Consider the following 25134-nt stretch of genomic DNA (forward strand, 5'->3'; position numbering starts at 1 on the left):
TCCAAGTTATTTCCTTGTCTTGTTTGCTAACACGGTCCTCAAGTCCACGCTCCCTTCTTTTCCCTTCACTAACAAAAAGCAGCTTAATTTATAGTATTTCTACATATCCGTTCGTTCCATTCACCCGGATCCGTTGTCCGTCTTTGATCAGTTTGGTAGCATTCTCCACTCCAACAACTGCCGGCAAGCCATATTCACGTGCTATAACTGCTCCATGGGTCATCAATCCACCAACTTCAGTTACCAGGCCTTTTATGGATACAAACAGCGGGGTCCAGCTGGGGTCGGTAAATGAGGTTACTAATATATCTCCATCTTCCAGATCAGCATCTTCCATGTTTAAGATTACACGTGCCCGTCCCTCTATCACTCCGGATGAAACAGCCAACCCTGCAATAGCCCCGGCCGGGAGATCATCGTGTTTATACTTACCTGTAACGATCTCACCATCAGACGTAATAACACGTGGCGGAGTTAGTTTTTCAAATAATTGGTGTTCGTATTTTCGTTTGCTGATGAGCTGCTGATCCAATTTATTGGTGCGTACAACTTCGCGCAATTCTTCAAAAGTGAGATAATAGGTATCTTCTTTATCGCGAATAACGCTGGCTTGTACGAGTTGTTCGACTTCTTTCAGCAAAGCCTGCTTATAAACGAAGAAGCGGTTAACTATACCGTATTTTGGATATTCACGATAACCGACGAAATTCCGGATCAGGTCGATCATTGTTTTTGTTTCTTTTGCTTTTTGTTCACCATCCCGTAATTGCTTCAATCGATCCAACAACGTTTGTTCTTTCTTCAGAGCCTCCTGTAGCCCCTGTTCAAATTTTCGCTTGCCGGCCCCAGGTTCAAAGTTTTTGATGTTACCAAGAATCATATGGACAAGTATTAATGGTTTTTCACTCCAGCGGGTTTTCGTAATATCGATCTCACCGGCACATCGCATGCCGTATTTGTGGAGATAAGCATAAATAGCGTCGCGGGTTTCCTGTCCACCATCAAACTTAACCAGTTCATCCAAAAAGTTATCATCCTTTACCTGTTGTAAATACTCAATTACTTTTGGACAAGGGCGAATCACATCTGCCACATCCAATAGTTCCAGGCCCATCTCTGAAGTGATATTGTTTGATACGGATTGAGAAAGTATGTCTGCTACGTTTTTTTCACCTAACCATTCGTTCATCTTTTCATTGATCCACGCTGAAGCATTCATTGCAGCCATGATCACACCCATATGTTGTGCATGAAATATCATCTTCTTTGATTGCTGGATGTCGTCCAGAATAAAATCAAACAGATTTGGTCCCGATTTCGTTTGGATGCTTTGTTTTAGCGCTTCTACCGATGTCTCACTATCCTTAATAAGATCAGAAACGATTGCCGGGTCGTTTCCCACTTGCGCCAAAATATCTGCGGACGACATACCCTTATTGCTTTTAACAAGCACCGGTCCTTTTTCATCATTTGGCAACGACTTTATAAAACCTCCCCGCTCTACTATGGTCAGCAATGCGTCTTTTATCAGCGGATCATGTTGCCCCATGGCCTCTAATAAATTTTCTCTGCCGGCAGGTGTAGCCAGGCTATCCGCAACATCAACAAACAACCTTCCGCCAGCCTTATACATGGGCCTACCGGCTCTTAACTGCCATAAAGACAATCCCAGTGGTTTCATGGGGTCGGTCATCATTTGCTGGTGGCCAACAGATATATAAACATGATTCTCCTGATCATTCGCTTCAGGGATCGGGTATAAAGTAGTGATTGGCCTGCTCTGTACAATATAAAATGTATCATCTGCCAAACACCATTCGATGTCCTGTGGGCGGCCGAAATGTTCTTCGATCTTTCTGCCTATGCGCTCAAGCTGTAAGATCTGCTCATCCGTCAGCGCTTGTTTATTCTGCTGTTCCGACTCAATCTCCTGTTCCTTCGTACCGCCATCTTGTAAGGCATAAATAGCCAGTTTCTTGGTGGATATCTTTTTATCGATAATCTTGCCATTACATACTTTATAGAGATCAGCATTCACCAGGCCCGAGACCATAGCCTCACCAAGACCGAAGCTGGCATCAATGGATAACACTTTCCTGTTACCAGTTATAGGATCGGCAGTAAATAAAATTCCTGCCGCCTGTGAAAAAACCATCTTTTGAACAACAACAGACAGGTGAACTTTACGATGGTCGAAGCCGCTTTGAAGGCGATAAATTACCGCTCTATCGGTAAATAACGATGCCCAACACTTGCTGATATGCTTTAGGATGGCCTCTTTTCCGATAATGTTCAAATAGGTATCCTGCTGGCCTGCAAAGGATGCCGTAGGCAGGTCTTCCGCCGTAGCACTGGACCGCACAGCAAAGGCATCTTTTTCATCGAATTTGGTGAGATAACCCGCAATCTCTTCTGCTATATCTTCAGAAATGGGGGTTCTTTCTATAGCCATACGGATTTTTGCGCTGATCTCGCTGATACTTTCCCGCTCTTCTGCCTTAAAATGCGTTAATTCATTCAGCAAGCTGTTAAGCTCCTGATTATCTTCGGTTATTTTTTTATAGGCTTCAGTGGTAACACAAAAACCCTCCGGTACCCGTATCCCCTTGATTCCGGATAGTTCGCCCAGATTAGCGCCTTTGCCTCCTGCAACCATAAACTTTGATCTGTCGATTTCCTGAAAACCAAGTATATGGGTCTTCATATTTTCTTCTGCTTTTTTGTTTTCCGGTATCATAATGATGGCTTTTTTAGAGATTGCAAAACCAAAAATATAAGGTATGATGTATTAAAATAACGTTTTTCAACTATATTTTTTTTCGCGCAATAAGGTGAAAATATGGACGTTATCCTTACAACAAGAGTGGTTGAGAGGGCACTTTATGTGCTATCTTTTAAGTGGAATTTTATAGCTACTCCGACCGAAGACTCTTGACCGGGTTGGCCAGTGCGGCCTTAACCGACTGGAAACTCACCGTTATGAGTGCAATCAAAATAGCGCCGAGCCCGGCTGCCGCAAATATCCACCAGCTAATACTTGTCCTATATGCAAAGTCTTGAAGCCATAGGCTCATTCCCCACCAAGCAATCGGAAAAGAAATAAGGGCAGCGATACCGATTAACTTCAAAAAATCATTGGAAAGCATCATTATTAAGTTAGTTATACTGGCACCGAGCACCTTTCGAATGCCAATTTCCTTTATGCGTTGTTCTGCAGCGTAGGTAACTAAACCAAATAGGCCAAGACATGCGATCAGTATTGAAAAAAAAGAAAATGAAATAAATATTCTTCCAATATTTTGCTCAGACTGATAGAGATGATTAAATTCTTCATCCATGAAGGAATAAGAAAATGGCTGGCCGGCCATATTTGCGTATTTTGTATGATATAACATTCTTATTTCAGAAATAAGCGTTGACAGGTTTTTAGTTTCGACCCGAAAAGCCATAGCCCCGTTATCTAATGCATTTCTAAATACCAGGGGGGATATTTTACTATGTAATGAGCCCGCATTAAAATCCTTTACTACACCAATAATATGGAAAGGAACTCCACCCGGTCCATAAATAAACTTATTTACCGGTTGTTGGTACCCAAGCATTTTTGCAGCCGTTTCATTGACAATAACAGCTGAGGAATCTGTTAACATCTGTTTGGAAAAGTTTCTGCCATCAGCCATTTGCATCCCTAATGTCGGGATATAGTCCTCATCAACAGACCAAGTGGCCAATGCCATGGTCTGGTCTTTACTTAAAGACGCATCCTTTCCGTAAACTTGGGTGTAATTATTAATAGATGTAGGAAGACAAGACGTCATTGTACCTGACTGAATACCTGTCATTTTTATCACATCGTTTAAAAAAGATTTTGCATGCGGGAATAATGCGCTTGTGTTTTTTAATATCAAAACCTGATCGCGGTTATAGCCTAACTTTTTATTGCTAATATATTTTAATTGTTTGTATATGACGAGCGTACCAACAATTAGAATTATTACGGTTGCAAACTGAAAAACAACCAAACCGCTACGAAGCATACTGCCTTTAAACCCAACCGCCAGTTTACCCTTTAACACTTTTATAGGTTGAAAGGCGGACAAGAAAAATGCGGGATATAAGCCAGCAATAACACCAATCACTAATGTAATTGTTATTAGTACAGGTATAAACCATATATTAGTAAGCCAGCTAAAAGTGATTTGCTTGCCATATAAATCGTTAAAATATGGAAGCAGCAAAATAGCGATAACAAAAGCAATAGCTACTGCAAAGCAACTTGTTATGATTGATTCAATTAAAAACTGTCGAATTAATTGGGCTTTGTTAGATCCAAGAACCTTTCTAACCCCTACTTCTCTTGCACGGCCAGCAGACCGGGCTGTTGAAAGGTTCATGAAATTTATACAAGCGATCAATAATATAAAAATGGCAATTACAGTAAATATATAAACGTATTCCGCATTGCCTGATGGTTCCTGTTCATCCGTTAATGTGGAGTATAAATGAATTTTTGTCAGGGGAATAGTCACAAACCTAAAATGACCGCTGTTTTTTTCAATATCCGACAATGAACTATGAAGGTCTCTCAACAAAATAGGTTCCGCATGTTTCTTTGTGGCTCCTTTGAGGTAATTGTCTAATTCGTTTTGAGTGACACCAGGTCGTGCCAACACGTAAGTAATGTAACTTATATTACTCCAATCAGGGAAATTTCTATCGGGTAATTCATTTATTGATTTAATAAAATCAAAATGCAAATGGGACTGTACTGGTGTATTTTCTATTACCCCAGTGATTTTATAGTCAGTTGCATTATCCAAATGCATAGTTTTACCTATTACATCTGTACGGTTAAAATATTTTCTCGCAATATTCTCTGAAATTACCAATGAATGACTCTGTGATAAAGCACTTTTAGCATCTCCCGCAATCATAGGTACTGTAAACACATCAAATAATGCATTATCTGCATAAAAACAATTATCCTCGCTTAAGGTCTCATTCCCCTTTTTAACTAAAATTTTCCCATTACTTTTAATGCGGACCGCATTTTCAATTTGTGGGTACTCGTTAACCAATATTGAAGCCATCGAAGGGGGGGTCTCGCGGGCATTAAATTGAGTTCCGTTCACTTTGAAGTCAGCATTAACACGGAAAATTCTGTCTGCCTTTAAATTAAACTTATCATAGCTTAATTCATCAATTACAAATAGTGAAATAAGGAAACAGATCGCCAAACCCAATGCTAATCCGATTATGTTTATAGCAGAAAAGGCCTTGTTCCTCCAAATGTTCCTTAAAGCAACTTTTAAATAATTTCTAAACATATAATTGCGGTTTAATTTTTCATAAGCCCAAATTGGCGGGCTTTCTGAACGCAATATTACCAGCCTTGTTGGTGACCGGGGTGCCAACTTATCAATTGACACCTCTTTTTTCAAGCCGTTTTTATATTCCACCGGGGTTTTGCCGGTCATCTCTTTGAAAACCCGGTTGAAGGTTGTTTTAGAATTGAACCCTGATTCGTACGCAATTCCCAGTAAGGTGAGGTTATCAAAGGCCGGATCCTGCATTTTCCCGACAACTTCACGCACACGAAATTCATTTATAAAATCGCTGAAGTTCTTATCCAGTCCCAGGTTAATGATCCGGGATAAGTCATGCGGATGGATTACCAGTTTAACCGCCAATGTGGTCAGCGTCAGTTCGGCGTCTTCGTAGAGCCGATTTGCAGCCACGGCTTCCTTTAGCCTCCGGCTTTTCTCCTTAGCATCTGATCTATCAGTTATTGGCATTGCCAGCTGGACACTACTATCCGGTTTCAGTATTGCGTCCGCGGCCATTCCAATCAGCACCAGGGCAACAGCCAAATAGAAAATATCGCTAAACAGCGATAACACGCAAAACGAACCGAGCAGGAGCAGCGCCCTATTCAGCCGCCTGAAAGCAAAACGGGGCCTGTCCATCAGCACCGGCCGCAAGCGGCTATAGAAATCCTGTATCAGCCGGTGCGACAGGTACAAATAGATCATGACCGAAATTAAAATCAGCCAGTCCGGCATCCAATACCCTACCAGCAAAGGGCAAAAATGCAGCATATCTTTCCGGCGGAAATGCCGATGCGGGTTTGTTAGCTGTCGCACATAAAAGTACAACAGCGGCCCAAGCGCAGGTAAAAAAATCAGTGAAAGTCCGCCAGTCTTCAGTGCCACTATGGCTAAGGCTGCACTTAAAAACAGGTTGGCTGTTTGGCCTTCCCTTTTTGCTAACGCTAAAAGCAGCGCAAGTGTAAGCCCCGAGAACAGGGTTCCCATGGAGGCCAGGTCATACAGGTTAATATGGAGTATATAGGGATTCAAGTAATTTAGATAACCCAAAGGCTGTTCCAAATTTACAACATATTGGCATATAGAAAATTATACGGCGATTGAAATATTTGCTGTTACGGAAGCGAACATTGGACATTCGGTTTTGAATTGCACATAAGGCCATTGGCTTCCCCAGCCTTGTTGGCGTTGTCGCAAATAAGCAGATTAAAACAGAAAAGCCTCCAGTGAAAGTTGGAGGCTTTGTAGCCCGTAGGGGAAAGATATCGAACCGCTTTCTTGATGATTTAAAAAGCTTAGCAAGTTGAGGATGACTTGGGCTAAAGTCTGTACATTTTACCTAAAACTATTTCTTATTCTGGAAAATATTGACCCTCTTATTGTTTTTGATTGTTTTGTTTCTATCCGTGCATTTAGGTTTTTATTATTTTTAAGCAATTGCAAAAGCCAATTAAGTGTTCTCTGCGCAGTCCACACTTTGTCATCTTCAATAAATTTTCGGTCATATTTGTGCGGCAAGTGCCATATTAAGGTTACCCTATCACGTTCAAACACCGGTGATAGTGTAAAGACGATAATTGGGTCATCAGAATTAACGGCAATTAAGCAGTTGGAGTTTGAACTAAAATAGAACGAATTATTATTTGAGCTATCATGATCATTTTGAGCAGCGTAAGAAATTATGAAGTCCCATTCTACAGATGTTATTGTCGTCATTTTATAGCATTCTCTCGATTGGTACAATTCAAGGTTACCAATACCCATAAACATTTTAAACCGTGGTGAAAATTCCACATATACTCTTAAAAAATCCTTCAGAATGGTTACTAATTGATTGTATGCTTCTTTTTTTAAGTGAAGCGAACTTGTGCCAATTATTACAAATGCTGTTTCGCTTTTCTCATTATAATAATGTAATAATACTTCCTCTAGAGTATATTCTTTGCTCCGCTCAATTAAATGCACAATCTGGTCATGATTTAATGTGATCATGTTACTGACCTCATAAAACTCAATTGCACAACTGCCCAACTCAATAAATTTCGATGGCAAAAGAGCATTTAGAACAATCAATGTATCAGAGTTGAAATACGATGGATTGAATGTCGGTTCGTTATGGTCAACAATTGAATAGCTTTTCCCAAATTGTACTTTCTCCTTCAGTTTACGATTTTTGATTGCTTTTTTACATTCGTCTTCAATTTTTGCTTTTTTTTCCTTGGCATAAGCTAAGTAAAATCTTTCAGAAGATTCATTAAAGGCGGAATGTGATTTCTGCCGGTTTAGTAACTTAGAAGTTGGCAATAAATTGGCTAATGAATTCAGGTTAAAATCAGTGCCTAAATCATATTTAGAAATTTTTTCCTGGAGTAATATTTTGTCTGTCGATTTTGGGATAATATGATCTATCTCCAAGTCCTCAAAATTCTCTATCCTATCACCACTATATGCATCTCTTTTCCCATGAGCCACCCATATGGCATATCTTAATTCACTTCTTAGCATCTTAATAGATTTAATCTTATAGAAGTATAAATATATAAAATAAAAAAAGCCGCTCACTTTCGTAAAGCGGCTTAGTAGCCCGTACGGGAAAGATATCGAACCGTTTTCTTGCTGATTTAAAACGTTTAGCGTCTTAATGCTCGTCCTATTCGCTAATGAGAGCAGGACAAATATTGAATCCGGGACCCGTGAATTACATCCCTTTTACAATCGCTAACGATTTTTCAACATGGTCAGTAGCTGAAATGTGATCAGTTTCTGATGAAAAGACAGCCGCAATTTTACCGTCTTTACCAATGACATAAGTAGTTCGTGGGATGAAACCGTGGTTAACCTCTATACCACGCACGTCTTTCATCCCAAGCTTTGGTGGTGTCATGACAAGGCCATAGGTTTTTGCAATTTTACCTCCGGCATCTGAGGCAACCGCGAACTTGCCTGCACAGTAATTCGGATCAGAAGAAAATGTATTCAGTCGCTTAATATCGTCTCCAGATACACCGATAATGGTAGCTCCTGCCGTTGTAAATTTATCTTTAAGTTCAGCAAAAGCATGTGCTTCTGCATCACAGCCGCCGGTATAGGCAGAAGGGTAGAAATAAACCACAACAGGTCCTTTAGCAAGGGATTTTTTCAACGAAAAATTAAATTCACTGCCCCCCAGGCTGGCTTGAGCAGTAAATACTGGCGCTGCATCTCCTTTTGATAGCATCTTCGATTGGGCAAGGCCAGACAGGGTTGTTAGGAGCGAAGAGCTGAAAACTAAAAAAGACAGGCAATAATATTTTTTGATCATGGCTGATTGATTTAAACTTATAATGAGTGTTTATCAAAGCTACGATAGTCTACAGAATAAGGTTGTCTGTCATCAAAATATTACTGTGAATTGCAGCTGCACAGTAATAAAAAAGCCGCTCTACTTTCGTAAAGCGGCTTTGTAGCCCGTAGGGGAATCGAACTCGACTCGCAACCAATTGACTTTCAATATTTTATATGGTTTCAAATTGGGTACGCACCGAAATTGCCAACCACTTTTTGATGCAGACTATTTACAAATCTTACGATTTAAAAATACAAAATTTGCTTTATCTTTCCAAGTATAGCTGCAACTTCGAAAAGAATAATCGAATCTCAACAGGTTGACTATGCCGAAGTCTCCTTTCTTACCATCTCAATATGCTCGATACGTTTTCATCATAAGTGTTTCCATTCAAGGTTTGCATAAAATATAGTACTTTTGCAAACACAATTCCTGACTTTGAGTAATAACAATATCAATGAATTTCCTGAAGATGGTTCGTCAACCGAATCCAGGCAGCTGCATCCGCCCCTCGACCTTGCTCAGATCGCGATCGATTCTGCCAATGTAGGTATATGGGTGATTAATGCGGTAACCGGGGAATTTATGCCGTCCAGCCGTACGAAAGAATTATTCGGTTTTGCTCCGGACGAAGAGATGACGTTTGATGCCGCTATGCAGCAGGTGGTTGAAAAGTACCGGCAAAATACCATCGCGGCTATTGAGAACGCTTATAAAAAACAAACCAACTTATATGTCGAATATCAGGTTATTGGTTTACACGACCATCAAAGCCGGTGGTTAAGTATAACGGGCGGCTTTACAAATCCTGACCTAACCAGCAGCTACTTTTCCGGGATCGTGATGGATATCACGCAACATAAACAGAACGAACTGAAAAGGAGCAAATTCATAGGTATGGTTAGCCATGAGTTAAAAACGCCCCTGACTGCTTTGAAAGCCTATGTCCAGATGCTAAGTAATTGGGCAAAAAAACAAAAGGACGGATTCGCTACCGGTGCATTATCTAAGGTTGACAAGCAAGTAAGAAAAATGCTTAATATGATCAATAGCCTCCTTAATTTATCAAGCGCTGAGGTAGGCCAGATCCACATCAATAAACAGTTGTTCAGCGTAGATGAGCTGATTGCGGAAGTAGTTGAAGAAACGCTTTTTGTGACTTCCTCTCACCATATTACGATTACGCCCTGTGAAAATATTCAGGTCAATGCTGATCGGGAAAAAATTGAACAGGTACTTGTTAACCTGCTCAGCAATGCGGCAAAATATTCTGAAAAAGGGACATCTATCGGAATCTCATGTAAATTGCAGGGGGAAATGGTGGAAATCAGCGTCCTGGACCAAGGTTTGGGTATAGCTCAGGAAGCAATAGACAAAGTTTTCCTTCCGCATTACCGAGTTGAAAGTAAAGAGACTGAAAAGGTTACAGGATTTGGTATCGGCCTCTATTTATGCTCCGAGATCATCAGCAGACACGACGGGAAAATATGGGTGGAAAGCGAACCGGGTGAAGGCAGTACGTTTAAGTTTACACTTCCTGTAAATTGAGCCTGGTAAAAAACGTACCGCGATTATCCTGATTGCTGTAGCCTTTAAGCTTTTGCGGTGATATATTTTGGGGTGATGAGTATTAATAACGTACGGTCAGCTTTAGCTTCATCGTAGTTTTCTTTGATCAATTGTTTGATCTGTTTATTTTTTAATTTAACGGCGGCCATTTGCAGCACCTGAAAAGATGCCATCTCCATGCTTTCGATGTTTTGCATATAAAAAGCAATGGAAAGATCCCGGAGTTCCGGCTCGCCGGCATGTAATTTGATATCTGGGAAGGCATCATCCACTAGTCCGGCTAACCCGCTTTCCCTATTTCGATCTGCAAAAACAAGTGGAAATTGCTGACCGGATTTTTAAGCAAAAAAAAAGCATCCTCCCGCTAAGGAGGATGCCCACAATAATTTTTATAGATGTTAAGCTACTTGTACATTTACTGCGTTAGGTCCTTTACGGCCCTCTTCAACGTCGTAGTTAACAACACTGTTCTCGCGAACGTTGTCGATCAGACCGCTGGAATGAACAAAAATCTCGCTACCACCGTTGTTAGGTGTAATAAATCCGAAACCTTTTGTTTCATTAAAAAATTTTACTGTTCCTTGTTGCATTATAATTTTATTAAATATTTCTGAAAGATACTATTTTAATTTGGTTAATCACTATTAAATCGTTAATCTTAGCGCCGCCATTAGTTAGCGGATAGTTAAATGTCGCTATTCTTTTGAAAATTGAATGGGGTCACGTCGTCATCTCTGCCTGTTTCAATGCAAGGTAAATTTAATGTGTGCAAGGTAAGGCACGAGGTTATTGGTGTTAATAAAAGCCCTAACCTTTAGCACTTTATTAGTATGGGCATCATAAAACACTTCTCCATAAAATGCGCTCAGCCCATATAATCGCACGATCAGGCCATTTTCCTCTCGGTCAGCTAAAAAAGTGCCGTTCCAGATAACTTCCTCCTGGTCATGTATACTCAGCTTATTAAATTCCGTCAGGGTTAGTTTACACATAAGGAGTATAATCAAGATATGGGTTAGTTCACTTAAAAAACCGCATCCCGCCTGAGCAGGATGCGTTAACATGCGGTAGCGAGTTTAATTAGCCGCCTCTTCTTTAGCGGCACCTGCCTTTTGGGCGAACTTTTCTTTTTGGTCATTGAATTTAGTAACAGCCTCCTTGGCGATCTCTTCGATCTTTTTTTTCAAACTTTTGCGGGTTTCGCCGCCGCTTTCGGATAGAAAAAGATACGCTAATGCGCCAGCAGCGATACTGGCAATCGCGACGCCCGCGATAATTGCGGTAGGATCACTTTTTTTAAATGGATTTTTCATAGTCAATTTTTTATAAAGTTAATTTCGCAATGTATTCTTAGGGGGTAAAATTAGAAAATTAAATTCCTGCCAAAAAAAGGAATTTTATAATTTGTAAGTCAATTTTCGACCCACCGTATCGTCTAAATTCTTTAAGCGCGTTAACAATTCATGCTCTGTGAAATTTTACAAGTTTGGACGGTGAATGATCTCGTGGACTTTTTCTTTAAGTACTCCTAAATCAAAAGGTTTGCTGATAAAACCATCAGCTCCGCAGGCCTTGCTTAATGCCTGCAGACCCATCTCTGCCGATAATAGCAGCACCGGAAAACAGCGGGTAGAAGACTTGGACTTGAGCCGGAGGCAGATCATATCTCCATTTTGTCCCGGTGGTTTCAGCCTAATGTCCATCAGGATCAGATCCGGCAGGATCTTCAGCAAATGTTCACAGGCTTGTCCATCTTCCGACTGCACAACTTCATAACCATCCGATTCCAGTATATAAGTCAGTATCTCTAATATATCGGAATCGTCTTCCACGATCAGTATTTTTTTTAACATATGCTTAGCCCTGGACGGTAAAGCAATAATCTATCCGCAATCTGCCAAATAGGCTAATTGTGCTGAAATAAATTAAACTCCATCTAACAACACGGGGAATTAAGCACCAGCCTACAGTCTGTTTCCATTTAAGGTCAACCTAAAACTATCTGTCCGATGTGTTGTTCTTAGCAAATTATTAAATTAAAAACTAATCATTAAACTATGGACGATAAAACGAAAACCGGTAGCCCGGATAGGAAACTGATCAATCTGAATGAAAATTATGAAGTCGAATACTGGACCAAGAACTGAGTGTCAGTAGGGAGAAATTAAAGGAAGCTGTAGCTGCTGCAGGTACTTCGGCAGCGGCCGTACGGGAATATCTCAACAAATAGGGATGGGCCGGATCGAATGCCCCAGGGAACAGGACGCCGATCCTGATTTAGTCTCAAAATATGACAATCCCGCTTGCGTGATGATTGCCAGCTGAAAGGATCATTGGTTTGGGCACGGGAATTGATTTGAGAGATTGTTTAAAAAGGCGGAAAAGTATTGTAATATATAATTTGGTAAAAAATGTCTGTGACTAAAGGGCCAGGTCCCGAAATCCTGAAAGCACTGGAGACCGCGCCGAATATGTATCTGGTGCTATCCCCTGAACTGTATATTATTACGGCCAGTGATCTGTATCTGCAGGCGACCGGGGCCACCCGTGAAGCGATCAACGGCAGACATATTTTTGACGCATTTCCGGACAACCCCGACTTGCCGGACGGCGATGACGGGGTACAAAATATCAAGGCTTCGCTCCAGGAAGTGTTGCGCACTAAGAAACCAAATTATATGCGCATACAGCGTTATGATGTACCAGATAGGAACCATCCGGGCAAATTCATTACGCGTTACTGGGATCCCAGCCATACGCCGGTGCTGGATAACGATGGAAATGTCGCTTATATCATCCAACTGGCAACAAATGTGACTGATAAGGTTACTACTGAGCAGGCACTGCTTAAAAGCCAGTTGGAACAAGTGGCAACTATGGAACAGATGAAAGTCCTTAATGCAGAATTGCTACGGACCAATATCGAACTTCGGGAAACTCAGCAAAATTTGGCCATGCTAAACACGCAGCTTGAAGAACGTGTGGCAAGGCGTACCCGCGAATTAGCAGAAAGCGAAAACAGATACAAGGAAAGTTTCAATGAACAGCAGGGACTTAACGAAGAACTGGCTGCCTCGAATGAAGAGCATGCGGCGATCAATGAAGAACTCACCGCCTCTAATGAAGAACTGACCGAGACCCAACACCAGCTTCAGCATGCAAATCAGGAACTCGTCGCCAGTTCGTCCCGCCTGCGTATGGCGATCGAATCTACGCAATTGGGTACCTGGGACTACAATCCGCAGAGCGGGGAACTTCACTGGTCAAAAGAATGCCGTCAAATTTATGGGATACCTCAAAACCAGGAACCAAGTTTCGAATTATTTACCGGATTGATCCATCCGGAAGACCGTAGCAAAGTGCTGGAAAGAATTGCGGGAAGTATGCGGCCGGACCAGCAAAGTCCCTATGATCTTAGTTACAAGATCGTCCGCTATGATGACGGGGAAACCCGCTGGATAAAAGTCAAAGGGGCCGTATATTTCGACGAGGAACAAGCGACTCGCTTTATCGGTACCGTGCTTGATATTACCGATGTAAAACTGGCGGAAGAAAAAAGCGCCAAGCTTGCCGCGATCATTGCCTCTTCCAACGATGCTATCGTTAGTAAAACGCTGGAAAGCGTGATTACCAGCTGGAACGAATCTGCCGAGCGGATATTTGGTTACACCGCTGAAGAAATGATCGGCGAAACGATCTATAAACTGATCCCGGAGAACCGGCACCACGAAGAGCCACAAATATTATCCAGGCTGAAATCAGGTGAGCGTCTGGAGCATTTTGAGACCAAGCGTTTGACAAAAGACGGCCGGTTAATCGATGTTTCCGTATCCGTTTCGCCTGTCAGGGACCGTGACGGCAACATCATCGGCCTTTCCAAGATCGCCAGGGACATTACGGAAAGAAAACAGGATGAGGCCCGTAAAAATGATTTTATAGGCATGGTCAGTCACGAATTGAAAACACCACTGACCTCACTCAACGCATATTTGCAAATGCTGAGTCAGAAGGCGCAAAATAACGCCGATGATTTTACGGTAAATGCGCTCGAACAATCCGTTAAGCAGGTCCGTAAAATGACCACCATGATCAATGGGTTCCTAAATGTATCCCGTTTGGAATCAGGCAAGATCCAGATCGATAAACAACACTTCGATATGGCTGACCTTGTTAAAGAAAGCGAAGCTGAAACCATATTAATGAATTCAACACATACATTTATTTTCCACCCCGTAGAGCCGACCCCGCTTTTTGCGGACAAAGATAAGATCAGCCACGTGATCAATAACCTGATCAGCAATGCGGTCAAATATTCAAAAACAGGAAGCACTATCCAGGTTGCTTGTGTTACCGAGGGCGGCTTTGCCCATTTTAGTGTGAGCGATGAAGGGATCGGTATCGAAAAGCATCATTTAAAGCACCTTTTTAAACGCTATTACCGGGTGCAAAACAACAGTCATATTTCAGGCTTTGGAATCGGCCTGTACTTGTCATCGGAGATCATTGAACGGCATGACGGCCACATTTGGGCAGAAAGCGAGCCGGGTAAGGGATCGACCTTTTATTTTAGTTTGCCGATAGATCAACCACATCTGACTGATTTTTAAAATTCAAGAGCTTTTAAAATCAATAACGGTTGTCATTAGGTATAATTCTTTCCTTGATCCGTTCATTTACTAAAAAAAGCTCCTATTTGGCAAATACTGGGTATGACGCCATACACCTCGAAAGCTTTTTTTCTCGCATTACCGGGTGTAAAGTAAGGTGACAGAAAAGACTTCAAGTTTTTTATGTGTCAAGATCATTAAGCGCCATAGCGGTAAGACTGAGCCGAAAGTGAATTGGGAAAAGGCAATTTGTTTAATTCACCATCCAATCGAATTAAGGGAGCGGCAATTCGTCTTTTAGCAAACTGATCGTAAAGGTGGTACCCTTACCGACCGCGCTTGTTAAACTGATTTCACCACCCAATGCTTCAACGTGGCTCTTCACCAGAAACAGGCCAAGCCCTTTGCCTTCAATATGGGTATGGAACCGCTTATACGGTTTAAACAGATCTCCCCCATGCCGTTCAAGATCGATACCGCAGCCATTATCCGTAAATTTGATAAATACACTTTCTTCATCCTGCGACAAATGAATATCAATGATCGGTTCATCGTCAGACCTGTACTTAATGGAGTTGCTTATCAGGTTAAAAAAGATACTGTAGATATACGCTTTATGGGAATAGATGCAAAAAGTGCCGGGTGTAATATCGATCCGGGTGTGGCTTCTTGTGATTTTATCAGACAGGTCTTTTTTGATGTTCCGGACCGTTTCAGCCAGGTCCACCTGTTCAGAGATCAGGTCCACCGAACTGTCCGTGGTACTGAGGATCTTACTCAGGTCTTTGATCACCTCATCCAGTCTGGAAATTGAACTTTTAAGATTGTTCACACAATATGCAATCGTTTCGGGGTCGTCCTTTTCCGTTTCCATCAGGTTAGCTATCCCCATAATATTGGCAACTGGTGACCGCAGGTTATGGGAAACGATATAACCAAATTCGTGTAGCTCCCGGTTATGTTTGTAAAGGTCGTCGGTTACACGTTTCATTTCTTTCAACCCTTTCTTGCGTTCGCTGATATCATGCATCGCGCCGACCATCCTGGTGGCCACACCCGACATGTCGCGGATTACGAAACCGCGATCCACAACATCCGCAAATGTACCATCCGCCCTTTGGTAGCGGTATTCTTCCTTCCAATTCGTTTCCGAGCCATTGATCACTGCGTAAATGCTTTTCAGAATGCGACCGGCATCATCGGGATAAATATGTGCTGTCCAGGACTCAATTCCCGGCTGAACTGCGGCAAGTTGATAGCCGAATATCGTTTCAAAATTTTCTCCCCAATATAAGGTCCCCTTTACAATATCCCAATCCCAGATCGCATCGGAGGTGGCCCGCGAAACATATTGGTAGCGAAGGTTACTGTCTTCCAGTGATGACCGCATAAATTCTGCCTGCTTCGTCACCTGCCCGCTACGGGCAATGCAATACAACAACTTTTCCTGTTCATCATATTGAGCTGACCAGAGCAGGGGAACAGCATGTCCGTCTTTATGAATATAGCGGTTTTGTATCTGCACCATGCTTTGCCCGCGCAGGAGTTCAGTAATTGTTTCGGTAGCGGAGGCAAGATCCGCCGGCATGATGAAATCTTGGTAAGACCGTCCGGATAATTCTGAAGGTAAATAGCCGAGTATCCCGAGGGCTGCGTCACTCACGTCAACGAACCGACCTGAAACGTCGATCGTACAGATCAGATCAGCGGAAAAACGGAACAATTTATTAATTTTTATCATTGTTAAAGGCGCTCCCAGGGTTTATAATAAGGTAAATGCATCAGGTAAAGAAAAATATTCCGATTTGTTTTATAATTATTGAATTCCCGTAAGCAACCTTAGTGCCTCAGGCTGGTTTGAGGTTCAAACCGACTAATACCTTTTCCTTATCCGACAGATCGCCAACCAGGGTCCTGATAGGTGCCGGAAGCTTCCTGATCAGTGTCGGGATGGCAATGATCTGTTCACTGGCTGCCAATTCCGGGTGTTCCTTGAGATCGACCACCTCCAGGGTGTAGCTGTTTTGCAAGTGCTCCTCACAGTAACGGTTAATATTTTCAATGGCCCGTACCGCTTTTTGAGTTTTCCCCGCTATATAAAGCGTTAAAATATGTTGCTCTTTCATAACGATGACGTTTGAGTGTTAGCTATTCCTGACTGCAAATAGGGATCATGATACTGCTCGTAAAAATGCTTTTTGTAATCTTTGTAGCTACTGACCGCACCTAATTTATGCATCAGTTTGATATAGTACCAGGCCAGGTCGATCTGGTGTGGTTTAAATCCGCTTCTCGCGCTTTTAGGAAACAAGTGATGGTTGTTATGCCATTCACCCGCGACGAATCCGGGCCAAAGCTGGTTGATCGATTTATCCTTTTGACTGAAGTCAACACCCTCCCTTTGCTTGTCTTCGCCTTTGGCATGGCCTTCATAATTGAAAGTGCGCACGCCGACAGCCCAAAAGCCGGCGGCACCGAATAAACTACAGGCCAGCGCATGACCGCCTAATAAATAGAAAGCTGCGTACCAAAACAACCAGTTTAATATCCAGGACAGCACCGCGTTTGCCGGTTTTACATAAGAACCCCATTTTAAATATTGTTCATAGCTGTTGGCGGCCACACCCGTGTGCCGCATCAGTAATTTAACCCGGTTATAATCCGCCTCACTCAGATCCTTAGCAATCGGCTGATGATTAACATCCGCTAAAAAGCAATAAAGAAAACCCGCTTGCGCATTATAAGGATCACCCGGCTGATCCGATTTGGCGTGATGCACATGGTGAGATATAACATAGATCTCTTCGGGGATCACATTAATGGTCAGGTTCTGTGTAACGAAGCGCCAGAACGCGTTCCTGAATTTATAGGCACCATGTGTACAATAACGGTGGTGCCAGATGGTGCCATGTGTACCCATAATGACCATACTGTACAGGAATGCTGCTAACAGTGTCCACCAGTGCAGATAAAAGACCAGGAAAACAATAAAAAAAGGTACCAGGCAAAGCACCTTTAGCCAGCTAAAAAACGGCAGCCAGTTCTTACGGTCTTTAAAAATATTCAGCCTCAAAAAAAACTCCCGGAAGATCTGTCCGGCATTCGGTTTGACCAGGTTTCCCTGACCGTCCTGCCAGCCGTAAGCCGGGCGTTGTAATACATGATCTAAAAATGGCATGGTGTTAAACTTAAGTTATAATGAATTATACTTTAAAATAAATCCTTATGGTATTCTAAATCGAACCGCAATAATAATTACCGCCCGAAATAAAATAAAATAAAATTCAAAAAAATTAATTTGGGGTGAATTAGCCGAATTGTTTCATCGGTGCAGGCTCGATATGCAGGTGCACGATCCTTAATAATTGTTCCAGATCAAAGGGTTTGTATAACATCCCGTCGCAATTAGCGGGCTGATTGGCATCGTTGGGGCTGAAATAGGCAGAAAAAATAATAACCGGAATATGCCGGTGTTCAGGATCGCCTTTTAAGCGGCGGCATAGGTCGCCGCCATTCGTATCCGCCAGGCGGTAATCCATCAGGATCAGATCCGGCAAAAATTCTGTAATGGCTTCCAGCAACTGGTATCCAAAGGAAATATCCATGACCTCAAAGTTTTCGTAAGCCAGCGCTTCCGTTACTACACCGAGTATCGCTTCGTTATCATCTAGTATTAAAATGCGTTTATTCGCCATAAACAATCGTTTTGCCTAAATAAACATGTGCAGGATAAGAGAGTGGAAACTTAAGCGGTGCGCTATTGAAATAGGAATGTATGTATTAGAGTAACAATTAAAGAAGGAATTGTTTTGTTTCCACACATGATCGTTGAATTTGGACCTTTGGAAATGATGTCGCTGTTCCGGAAACTATAAAAGATATGGTTGAGGGCTATATGGCAAAACAATCTGTGAACTGCAAAAAAAAGGCCGGCGAAAATCCCGCCCGCCTCCGATAATAAATGCACTGTGTTATTTAAGCTCGATCTGGCGACTCGCCATTTTCGCTTCTTCTTTTTTAGCGATATCTACTTTTAAGATACCGTCTTCATAACGCGCTTCGATGCGGTTGTGATCGGCCTGTTCAGGCAATGTGAATGAACGAACGAATGAGGAATAACTAAACTCACGTTTGGCGTAACGTTTGTTTTCTTTACTGTTTTCAGGTTGGTTTTCAACGGCGATATTCAGTACGTTACGATCCAGGCTGATCTTGAAATCCTGTTTTTTAAGTCCAGGTGCGGCAAGATCTACATGGTAATGGTCCGCTGTTTCGCTGATGTTAACTGCAGGCACACGGGCTACCATGCGGTCATTAAAAAAAGTGTCATTAAAGATCGATTCAAAAACGTCATTAAAGCCTGGCAATAATGCGTTCGCTCCTTTGTTGTTGTTAAATTTTACCAGTGTCATGGCTCTTTCTATTTAGGGTTTTAATATGTTATATACATCCTCTTACAAGTCAAATGCCAATTTCAAAAAGATAAAAAAATTACAGTTTCTCTCTGAAAAAATTACAGGAAAAATGTCAGGTTTTCAGAGGCTCAGGTTTTTAAACACATCTCGGGTGATGATCCGCGCGTTATAAGCGATATCTTCCAGGGTGCAGTGCCGGATTTCCATAGGTATGGGAATACCATCTCTTATCTCTGACAGGTCCATATAGAGGACTGAATGAAGGGCGATATCCGGCGTGCCCTTTAACTGATTGAAAATTTCGGTTGCCTGTTGCCGGTCTTCGCCCAGATCGAAAGTGCCGTAAGTTTCAAATCCTGACGGCGTTTTAATGTGCAGTGATATTTGAAATAACGTTTTCATAATTCCCGCTGTACAAACACTATTCCAATTAAAACAATTGCAATACGATCAAACTAATACAAATTGGACAGTGTGTTTACTGCCTCCTATTCAACTGTGATTCGGAATAGAATGCTGTGCCAAATAACGGATAAAAATATATAACTGACCCTCAATGAAACTTAAAACGTTACCAACGCTTATGTAAACCTATGGCAACCATTAAAAATGTAAAACCACTCAGCGCAGAAAAGCTGTTTGACCTGTTAAAAACGGAATTTGCGAATTATATCAATGAAAAGCTGGGTTCTAACCTGGCCATTGAATACGCGCACGTATATGATGTAATTAACGTGATGTTCCCCGAAGTGATCGAAGGCCCGGCGTTAACCATTACCGTTACAGATGATGAACTAATCGTTAGCATCCAAACCATCGATTCGGATTACAACACCGACTTGTTGGAAGAGCACCTCATCGGTTTTCTATCCATTCAAGCGGGGTAAGCAGCAGGCTCACCAGCAAATAGTCCATCCATGGCAGTTTACTAATATCAAAACCCAGGTCAGCAGCTTTGCCGAGGAATCGTTGTTTCATTTCCTCAGGCATGCTGCCATAAACGCGAGGACACGCTCATGAGTAGCCGCAATGCAACCGGGGAAGACTTTGAACATGTGATCACATCAATAAAAGAAGGGCTGGTGCAGCCGGGAAATTATATCACACATCGAGTGCGTTTCGACAACGCGGCGGATGAATTTAAAAGCTGGCTTAACGCGTAGAACGGCGTAATCAAGGCCATGATTGTAGCATAAACAACTTGGTTAATAAAGTTGATATTGTTAAACACATCCGGGAACAGATCATCATTAACCAGCCAATACAACCGCATGTGCGATGCTCGTCCTTGCCACATTAGAATGGGCTAAGTAATAAGCCTGACGGCTTACACCAAACAGTGCGGAAAAGCCACCAGGGAATGTCTGGTCGCTTTTTCCGGATCTTAAAACCAACGAAGCCACCCCCTTTATGGTTGAAGTTGACGATCAGTATTTTGCCAACCTGTGTATAAGTTTAATGGGTAATTAGGAGCGAGGCAGCTTCATATTATCCGCTCATAGCATAATTATTTAGCTGCCATAATCTCGTCCATAGCTTTTATAAAAGTTGTTACTTCAATTTCATTTCGGTGCTGGCTTAAATACCTAAGGAGTTGCCGGTGTGCGTCCTCATGCGTAACCAGATAGTCACCGCCTATGCCATGAAACATAAAAATACCAAGGCCGCCACTTTGCTGTACTTTCTTCACGAAATCTATCAGGTCATCACCGGTTACCTGGTTACCTGGTACGCCCCACGAGGGTACTTTTAAGGGGTCAAGATTCTTAAAATCAGTGATCACCGCATCAGGACCTCCGCCTATGCGGGCGTATTTAATAAGCCCTGTTTTACGGAGGGTGTCAACATAGTTTAGGCCGCCAACTTCAAGTTCTGTACATGGGTAGGCATAGGTGCGGCCCCCCATTTTGCCGTCGAGAGCGAAAAGCAGCGTGTTCATTTCCTTTATTTCGCGCACCATGATATATGGCGTATAGTTGGCCGAATTCTCGGCAGGATTTGACTTTACGTTTAGCAGGCAAGGATGGTATAGGGTATGGTTTGCCAGTTCGTACCCTTTTTTACCTGCCTGGCGCCAAAGGGGCAATGAAGTTTCCGTCATGTTTCCGGTTAAAAAGAATGTAGCGGTAAGGTTCGCCGAATCAAGCTGGGGAATAGCTACATTTAGCTGCGAAGGTAAACCATCATCATATGTAAGCACAATAGTGGCTTTTTTATGCTTAGTTTGCTGTGCACTGGTAATAAGTGATATAATGATTAATAAAAAGAAGATAGATTTTTTCATAAAAGGCTACTTGTTTGATGTTAATATGTTTAAGAAGAGAGTGCACTTACGGAGATCGGTATTTCATTTGATAGCGGGGTTGCGACCATAAAGGTCGCGAAAGCCTCCATTTTTAACACCAAGTACGTCATCGTTTTTGTTTGTTTTTACTGTTAATTTATAATAATTGAGATATTAAGGCGATCCATGATAAAATTGGTTTTTATGCGTGGAACATTAAGGGACAACAAGCATACGGAGGTTATTGATCTTATACCGCTTTTATAGAGGTTAAAATTACATGGTGTAACGCAGTCAGTTGTTTAGAAATAGGGGCACAAATGTTTACCTGCTTGATTTACTGAATTTCAATTATTTATTTTAAAAAAGGCCAGCTTTTACTATCGAAATTGAGGAGAATGGGACTAAAAATAGTTCCACAGGTCGAAAAACAAGCGAAGTCAAAGGTAAACGCCCGGGGAAAAACGAGAATTGATTTAGTAAAATTTAGCAGGCCATCATCTATTTCCTGCCATTATGCTATGTATCTATGCCTGTTACTGAATCTCCGTTCCAAAAAAGGCGGGTATCGGTAATGTGCAAGCGGATGCCCTCCTTTAGCCGGATACAAGTTTTTATACTATTGATCTCGTGGCGGAGATATGCCGTCGCCAGACCGCCACTGGAGAAAATGCCCTAGATAACGAATACGCAAATCAGGCCTGCAAGCGGAGAGAGTGGCAGGGCATCGGCATCGGCCAGGGCATCGTAAAACAAATGACAGGTACCCCGGTAAAAACGAAAGGTATTTTCAGCCATAGCTTCATATTTCAGCTGCACTTTTTCAGGCAACAGGCCAGCATTAAAGATTTTTAAACGCTCGGAAAGTTCAGACATAGGTTAGCTGATTTTAGCTGGTTTACGGTTCCCCGACTTCCTTCGCTGATTTTCCTCGGCGGCATCGATAGAATGCGTACGGGTCAGGTCATTTTCCTTTTGCGCCAGGTCTGACAACCGGATGTAGAATTTATAAAGATGGTCCAGCTCTTCCTCTGTCAGGTCCTCGATGTTGACCATACGGTTACTGGTGCCTTCGTGAGAAGCCAGTAGCTCGTTCAGTTTCAAATGGATCGCCTTGGAATCTTTATTTTGCGATTTCTGGATCAGGAAAACCATTAGGAAGGTGACAATAGTAGTGCCCGTGTTGATTACCAGCTGCCAGGTTTCGGAATAATGAAACAAAGGGCCACTTACCGCCCAAAGAATTATAACAGCAGCGGCAATAATAAACGCAGCAGAACTGCCTGTCGCATTCGTTGCCCAATTGGAGAACCGCTCAAATAAATTAATCTTCTTTTTCATTGCTTTTATGTGTAATTCGCTTGCATTCTACCGGCATTTTTTTGAACCGGTCATTACTTCCAGTTAATCAAAATATCACTGTCGCCGGGCACCGTAAATTCCAGATGGCCATCTTTTGTTTTCGTCGCTTTTAGATCTTCTTTAAGGCTATTGAGTCTAACCGAAAACTCCGGCATCTTGCCTTTGTCCGTCTTAACCAAAAGCAAACGGGCATTAAGCCGCGCATCACCCGCCAGCTTGAATTTGGCCGGCTTATGTTTTTTCGGCGAAAAGCCATAAGTCGGGTAATCGGTATAGATCAGGAAAGTCTGTCCCTCAACCTGCATGTAGTGACGTGGTAAAATTCCAAATGAGTTTCCTGCGCCGTAAACTTCCTGACCAACCTCCCCGGATTTTTCCCAACCGTCGTGCATATCTTCCAGCGCGATCCAAAGGTTCGGGTCGACCTCACCGGTTTTCACCTCATCGGATAACATTTCTTGGGGTAGCATGGTGGGATAATAGTATACCGCCCGGTCCACCAGGAAACGGATATACTCCGCTAATAGCAGGCGGGCGGATGGCAGGATAGCCTCGCCCTCAGCATGCCTTAGATACTCGTGAAAAGCGCAAAAAACTTCCTGTTCCTCGTAAACGGCCGTATAAGGCGCATCGTTCAGCGGAAACAGGGCGAAAAAGGACGGATATTTTTTTCCATAGCCATAGTCACAATCCCAAAGTTTGACATTTTTGAACACATTTGCCAAGCAGAGATAACTGAGTTCTTTATAGACTTCCTTCTTAGTGATCTTATATAAACGTAATAAAGCGCCAGCCGAAAAGGAAGTGTTATTCGCCTGATAAAATAATTCAAATCCAAGACCTTTTAATTTTAAAGCAGCTTTTTCAGCCTCAGCCAAATAACGTTTGTTACCTGTCAGTTCCCAGGCCTGTAGCATCACATGCGCATATAAGCCCGGCACATCCTTTTCGCCGCCCTTGCCCGGTTGTGTTTCCGCTTTGATCACTTCGAGGGTATCCATTTTATAAAATACCGGCCACTTATAATTGAAATGATGGGCTACCTTAATAGCGAATTCCAGTGAATCCAAAAACAGCTGTTCGGCTACTTTATCACCCTTTAAAGCCAGGCGGGAAAGATTGAGCAGGGGATGCTGTAAATACCAGGAATCCATCACCATAGGCTTTTTGTGTTCTTCTTCACCTTCCATGGAATCTGCAACCTTCGGATGCCAGCGCATAATGGTGCCCAACTCCTTGTTATAAAAGGCAGGCAGGCCATCCTTGATCTTCTTCATCACTGTCAGTTGCGAATCATTCCATTCTACATAATCCAGCAAGGGCAATAGCACCGCCAATTGCACCATGATCTCCGGCGGGGTTGCATAGTCGCATACATAAGCATTCAGATAATGATGGCCATCAACCTGGTTCCAGCAACCGGGGCTTTCCTGCAGGTCGGTTAAGCCCTTTTGCAGAATCTCCGGCCAGGGCTGGTAATTAGTTGCCGGCTTGGGCAAAGCCAGATAAACTGTTGAAAGCAGGTCGAGATATTGCCGCACCATTGCCGCTTCATCCACTGGCACCTCTTCGCTGAAAGCGATAAAGGCATCACTCAAAACGTAACTTTTACCGGCTACTAAGGGTTTGTTTTTTAAAGTCGGCGGCAGGGCAAAGCCAATCTCCGGCCATTCGCCTCCAACGGTATTGCCTGCCGATGTTTCCGTATCCTGGTTATAATCTACCAGTGCGGTCAGGTTTTGCAAGTAAAGCACTGAGCCTGCCTTTGGCCTGGTTAGGCTAAAATAGAGCTGCCCCGAACGGGTACCCACCTGGCTCACTTTGATCTCGCCGTCAGCTAAAATATCACTGCTTGCTGCACCAAGCGGCACAATATCGCGCGGCCAGTAAGGGAACAAAACCGGCGCTGCCGTTTTCAACGTTGTGGTTAAGCGCAGTACGGGGATTTCTCCAGCGGGTAACCGGACAACAGCCTCGTACTCACCCATCAGCGATGTGATACGAAAGGTAATATTTTCGTCCTTCTCCACCAGCTTTTTCAGGTCGAGCTTGTCGTTGGGGGAATAAGCCAGCCGAAAGGCTATACGGCTCCGCTTCGGCCAGGAGGCAACCAGCCAGCAGGAATCGTCGATCAAAAAAACTTTAAAGGAATAGCCCGCTTTATCTTGTTGGTAAACGGCGGTAAGGTCAGGACTGTTCAGTTTTTTATTCACAGTCAATAGCCAGGCTGAGGTTGCATTCATTG

At 42.7% G+C, this 25134-nt stretch carries 23 protein-coding genes and 2 pseudogenes; 5 read left to right on the forward strand and 20 right to left on the reverse strand.

What is annotated here, in order from left to right; genetic code table 11:
- Nucleotides 1-88: 88 nt before the first annotated feature.
- The 4 genes from ppsA to M2273_RS17255 form a co-directional block, all read right to left on the reverse strand.
- Nucleotides 89-2737, reverse strand: a complete 2649-nt coding sequence (gene ppsA, locus M2273_RS17240; protein ID WP_429398995.1) for a phosphoenolpyruvate synthase — start codon at nucleotides 2735-2737, stop codon at nucleotides 89-91.
- A gap of 175 nt (nucleotides 2738-2912) precedes the next feature.
- Complete coding sequence (locus M2273_RS17245) at nucleotides 2913-6032, reverse strand: ABC transporter permease (RefSeq protein ID WP_429398996.1); 3120 nt, start codon at nucleotides 6030-6032, stop codon at nucleotides 2913-2915.
- Between the two features lie 630 nt (nucleotides 6033-6662).
- Nucleotides 6663-7832, reverse strand: coding sequence for a GmrSD restriction endonuclease domain-containing protein (locus M2273_RS17250; protein ID WP_429398997.1), 1170 nt, complete (start codon nucleotides 7830-7832; stop codon nucleotides 6663-6665).
- 193 nt (nucleotides 7833-8025) lie between these two features.
- Entirely contained in the window at nucleotides 8026-8628 is a 603-nt protein-coding gene (locus tag M2273_RS17255) for a peroxiredoxin (protein WP_429398998.1), read from the reverse strand.
- Nucleotides 8629-9069: 441 nt separating this feature from the next.
- On the opposite strand from M2273_RS17255, the gene M2273_RS17260 reads away from it, so the two are divergent.
- The gene (locus M2273_RS17260) at nucleotides 9070-10200 is read left to right on the forward strand and encodes an ATP-binding protein (RefSeq protein WP_429398999.1); all 1131 of its coding nucleotides are present in this window, start codon (nucleotides 9070-9072) and stop codon (nucleotides 10198-10200) included.
- 44 nt (nucleotides 10201-10244) lie between these two features.
- On the opposite strand, the pseudogene M2273_RS17265 reads toward M2273_RS17260, so the two are convergent.
- The 5 genes and pseudogenes from M2273_RS17265 to M2273_RS17285 form a co-directional block, all read right to left on the reverse strand.
- A pseudogene (locus M2273_RS17265) lies at nucleotides 10245-10496 on the reverse strand (DUF892 family protein); the annotation flags it as partial.
- Between the two features lie 123 nt (nucleotides 10497-10619).
- The gene (locus M2273_RS17270) at nucleotides 10620-10811 is read right to left on the reverse strand and encodes a cold-shock protein (protein WP_429399000.1); all 192 of its coding nucleotides are present in this window, start codon (nucleotides 10809-10811) and stop codon (nucleotides 10620-10622) included.
- Nucleotides 10812-10964: 153 nt separating this feature from the next.
- Nucleotides 10965-11213, reverse strand: coding sequence for a hypothetical protein (locus M2273_RS17275; RefSeq protein ID WP_429399001.1), 249 nt, complete (start codon nucleotides 11211-11213; stop codon nucleotides 10965-10967).
- A gap of 84 nt (nucleotides 11214-11297) precedes the next feature.
- Nucleotides 11298-11534, reverse strand: a complete 237-nt coding sequence (locus tag M2273_RS17280; RefSeq protein ID WP_429399002.1) for a YtxH domain-containing protein — start codon at nucleotides 11532-11534, stop codon at nucleotides 11298-11300.
- Nucleotides 11535-11699: 165 nt separating this feature from the next.
- Complete coding sequence (locus M2273_RS17285) at nucleotides 11700-12074, reverse strand: response regulator (RefSeq protein WP_429399003.1); 375 nt, start codon at nucleotides 12072-12074, stop codon at nucleotides 11700-11702.
- A gap of 204 nt (nucleotides 12075-12278) precedes the next feature.
- Between M2273_RS17285 and M2273_RS17290 the strand changes: the two are divergent.
- Nucleotides 12279-12451 (forward strand): annotated as a pseudogene (locus M2273_RS17290) (DUF3606 domain-containing protein).
- Nucleotides 12452-12632: 181 nt separating this feature from the next.
- Nucleotides 12633-14828, forward strand: coding sequence for a PAS domain S-box protein (locus M2273_RS17295; RefSeq protein ID WP_429399004.1), 2196 nt, complete (start codon nucleotides 12633-12635; stop codon nucleotides 14826-14828).
- A 274-nt stretch (nucleotides 14829-15102) separates the two neighbouring features.
- Here the strand turns inward: M2273_RS17295 and M2273_RS17300 are convergent, their stop codons facing one another.
- The 6 genes from M2273_RS17300 to M2273_RS17325 form a co-directional block, all read right to left on the reverse strand.
- The gene (locus M2273_RS17300; protein WP_429399005.1) at nucleotides 15103-16569 is read right to left on the reverse strand and encodes a sensor histidine kinase; all 1467 of its coding nucleotides are present in this window, start codon (nucleotides 16567-16569) and stop codon (nucleotides 15103-15105) included.
- A 106-nt stretch (nucleotides 16570-16675) separates the two neighbouring features.
- Nucleotides 16676-16954 carry a circadian clock KaiB family protein gene (locus M2273_RS17305; RefSeq protein WP_429399006.1) on the reverse strand — a complete coding sequence of 93 codons (279 nt, stop codon included), beginning with the start codon at nucleotides 16952-16954 and terminating at the stop codon, nucleotides 16676-16678.
- Nucleotides 16951-18006: a fatty acid desaturase gene (locus M2273_RS17310; RefSeq protein ID WP_429399007.1), complete on the reverse strand. Its 1056-nt coding sequence runs from the start codon at nucleotides 18004-18006 to the stop codon at nucleotides 16951-16953. The genes M2273_RS17305 and M2273_RS17310 overlap by 4 nt, the downstream gene beginning before the upstream one ends.
- A gap of 130 nt (nucleotides 18007-18136) precedes the next feature.
- Nucleotides 18137-18523 (reverse strand): response regulator, encoded by a 387-nt coding sequence (locus tag M2273_RS17315; RefSeq protein ID WP_429399008.1) that lies wholly within the window; start codon nucleotides 18521-18523, stop codon nucleotides 18137-18139.
- Nucleotides 18524-18799: 276 nt separating this feature from the next.
- Nucleotides 18800-19240 carry an Hsp20/alpha crystallin family protein gene (locus tag M2273_RS17320; protein ID WP_429399009.1) on the reverse strand — a complete coding sequence of 147 codons (441 nt, stop codon included), beginning with the start codon at nucleotides 19238-19240 and terminating at the stop codon, nucleotides 18800-18802.
- A gap of 123 nt (nucleotides 19241-19363) precedes the next feature.
- Nucleotides 19364-19645, reverse strand: coding sequence for a hypothetical protein (locus M2273_RS17325; RefSeq protein ID WP_429399010.1), 282 nt, complete (start codon nucleotides 19643-19645; stop codon nucleotides 19364-19366).
- Between the two features lie 191 nt (nucleotides 19646-19836).
- Here M2273_RS17325 and M2273_RS17330 point away from each other — a divergent pair, with 191 nt between their 5' ends.
- Nucleotides 19837-20130, forward strand: coding sequence for a hypothetical protein (locus tag M2273_RS17330; protein WP_429399011.1), 294 nt, complete (start codon nucleotides 19837-19839; stop codon nucleotides 20128-20130).
- On the opposite strand, the gene M2273_RS17335 is transcribed toward M2273_RS17330, so the two are convergent.
- Nucleotides 20099-20221: a hypothetical protein gene (locus M2273_RS17335; protein WP_429399012.1), complete on the reverse strand. Its 123-nt coding sequence runs from the start codon at nucleotides 20219-20221 to the stop codon at nucleotides 20099-20101. The genes M2273_RS17330 and M2273_RS17335 overlap by 32 nt on opposite strands.
- Nucleotides 20222-20259: 38 nt before the next feature.
- Between M2273_RS17335 and M2273_RS17340 the strand changes: the two genes are divergently transcribed.
- Nucleotides 20260-20406 (forward strand): hypothetical protein, encoded by a 147-nt coding sequence (locus M2273_RS17340; RefSeq protein ID WP_429399013.1) that lies wholly within the window; start codon nucleotides 20260-20262, stop codon nucleotides 20404-20406.
- A gap of 344 nt (nucleotides 20407-20750) precedes the next feature.
- Here the strand turns inward: M2273_RS17340 and M2273_RS17345 are convergent, their stop codons facing one another.
- The 4 genes from M2273_RS17345 to M2273_RS17360 form a co-directional block, all read right to left on the reverse strand.
- Entirely contained in the window at nucleotides 20751-21527 is a 777-nt protein-coding gene (locus M2273_RS17345; protein ID WP_429399014.1) for a polysaccharide deacetylase family protein, read from the reverse strand.
- Nucleotides 21528-22202: 675 nt separating this feature from the next.
- A complete protein-coding gene (locus M2273_RS17350; protein WP_429399015.1) occupies nucleotides 22203-22403 on the reverse strand; it encodes a DUF2252 family protein in 201 nt (66 codons plus the stop codon).
- Between the two features lie 3 nt (nucleotides 22404-22406).
- A complete protein-coding gene (locus M2273_RS17355; RefSeq protein ID WP_429399016.1) occupies nucleotides 22407-22868 on the reverse strand; it encodes a low affinity iron permease family protein in 462 nt (153 codons plus the stop codon).
- Between the two features lie 53 nt (nucleotides 22869-22921).
- Nucleotides 22922-25132: a hypothetical protein gene (locus M2273_RS17360; RefSeq protein WP_429399017.1), complete on the reverse strand. Its 2211-nt coding sequence runs from the start codon at nucleotides 25130-25132 to the stop codon at nucleotides 22922-22924.
- Nucleotides 25133-25134: the final 2 nt, after the last annotated feature.

Origin of the sequence: Mucilaginibacter lappiensis (assembly GCF_050433765.1) — a bacterium.
Lineage (GTDB): Bacteria > Bacteroidota > Bacteroidia > Sphingobacteriales > Sphingobacteriaceae > Mucilaginibacter > Mucilaginibacter lappiensis_A.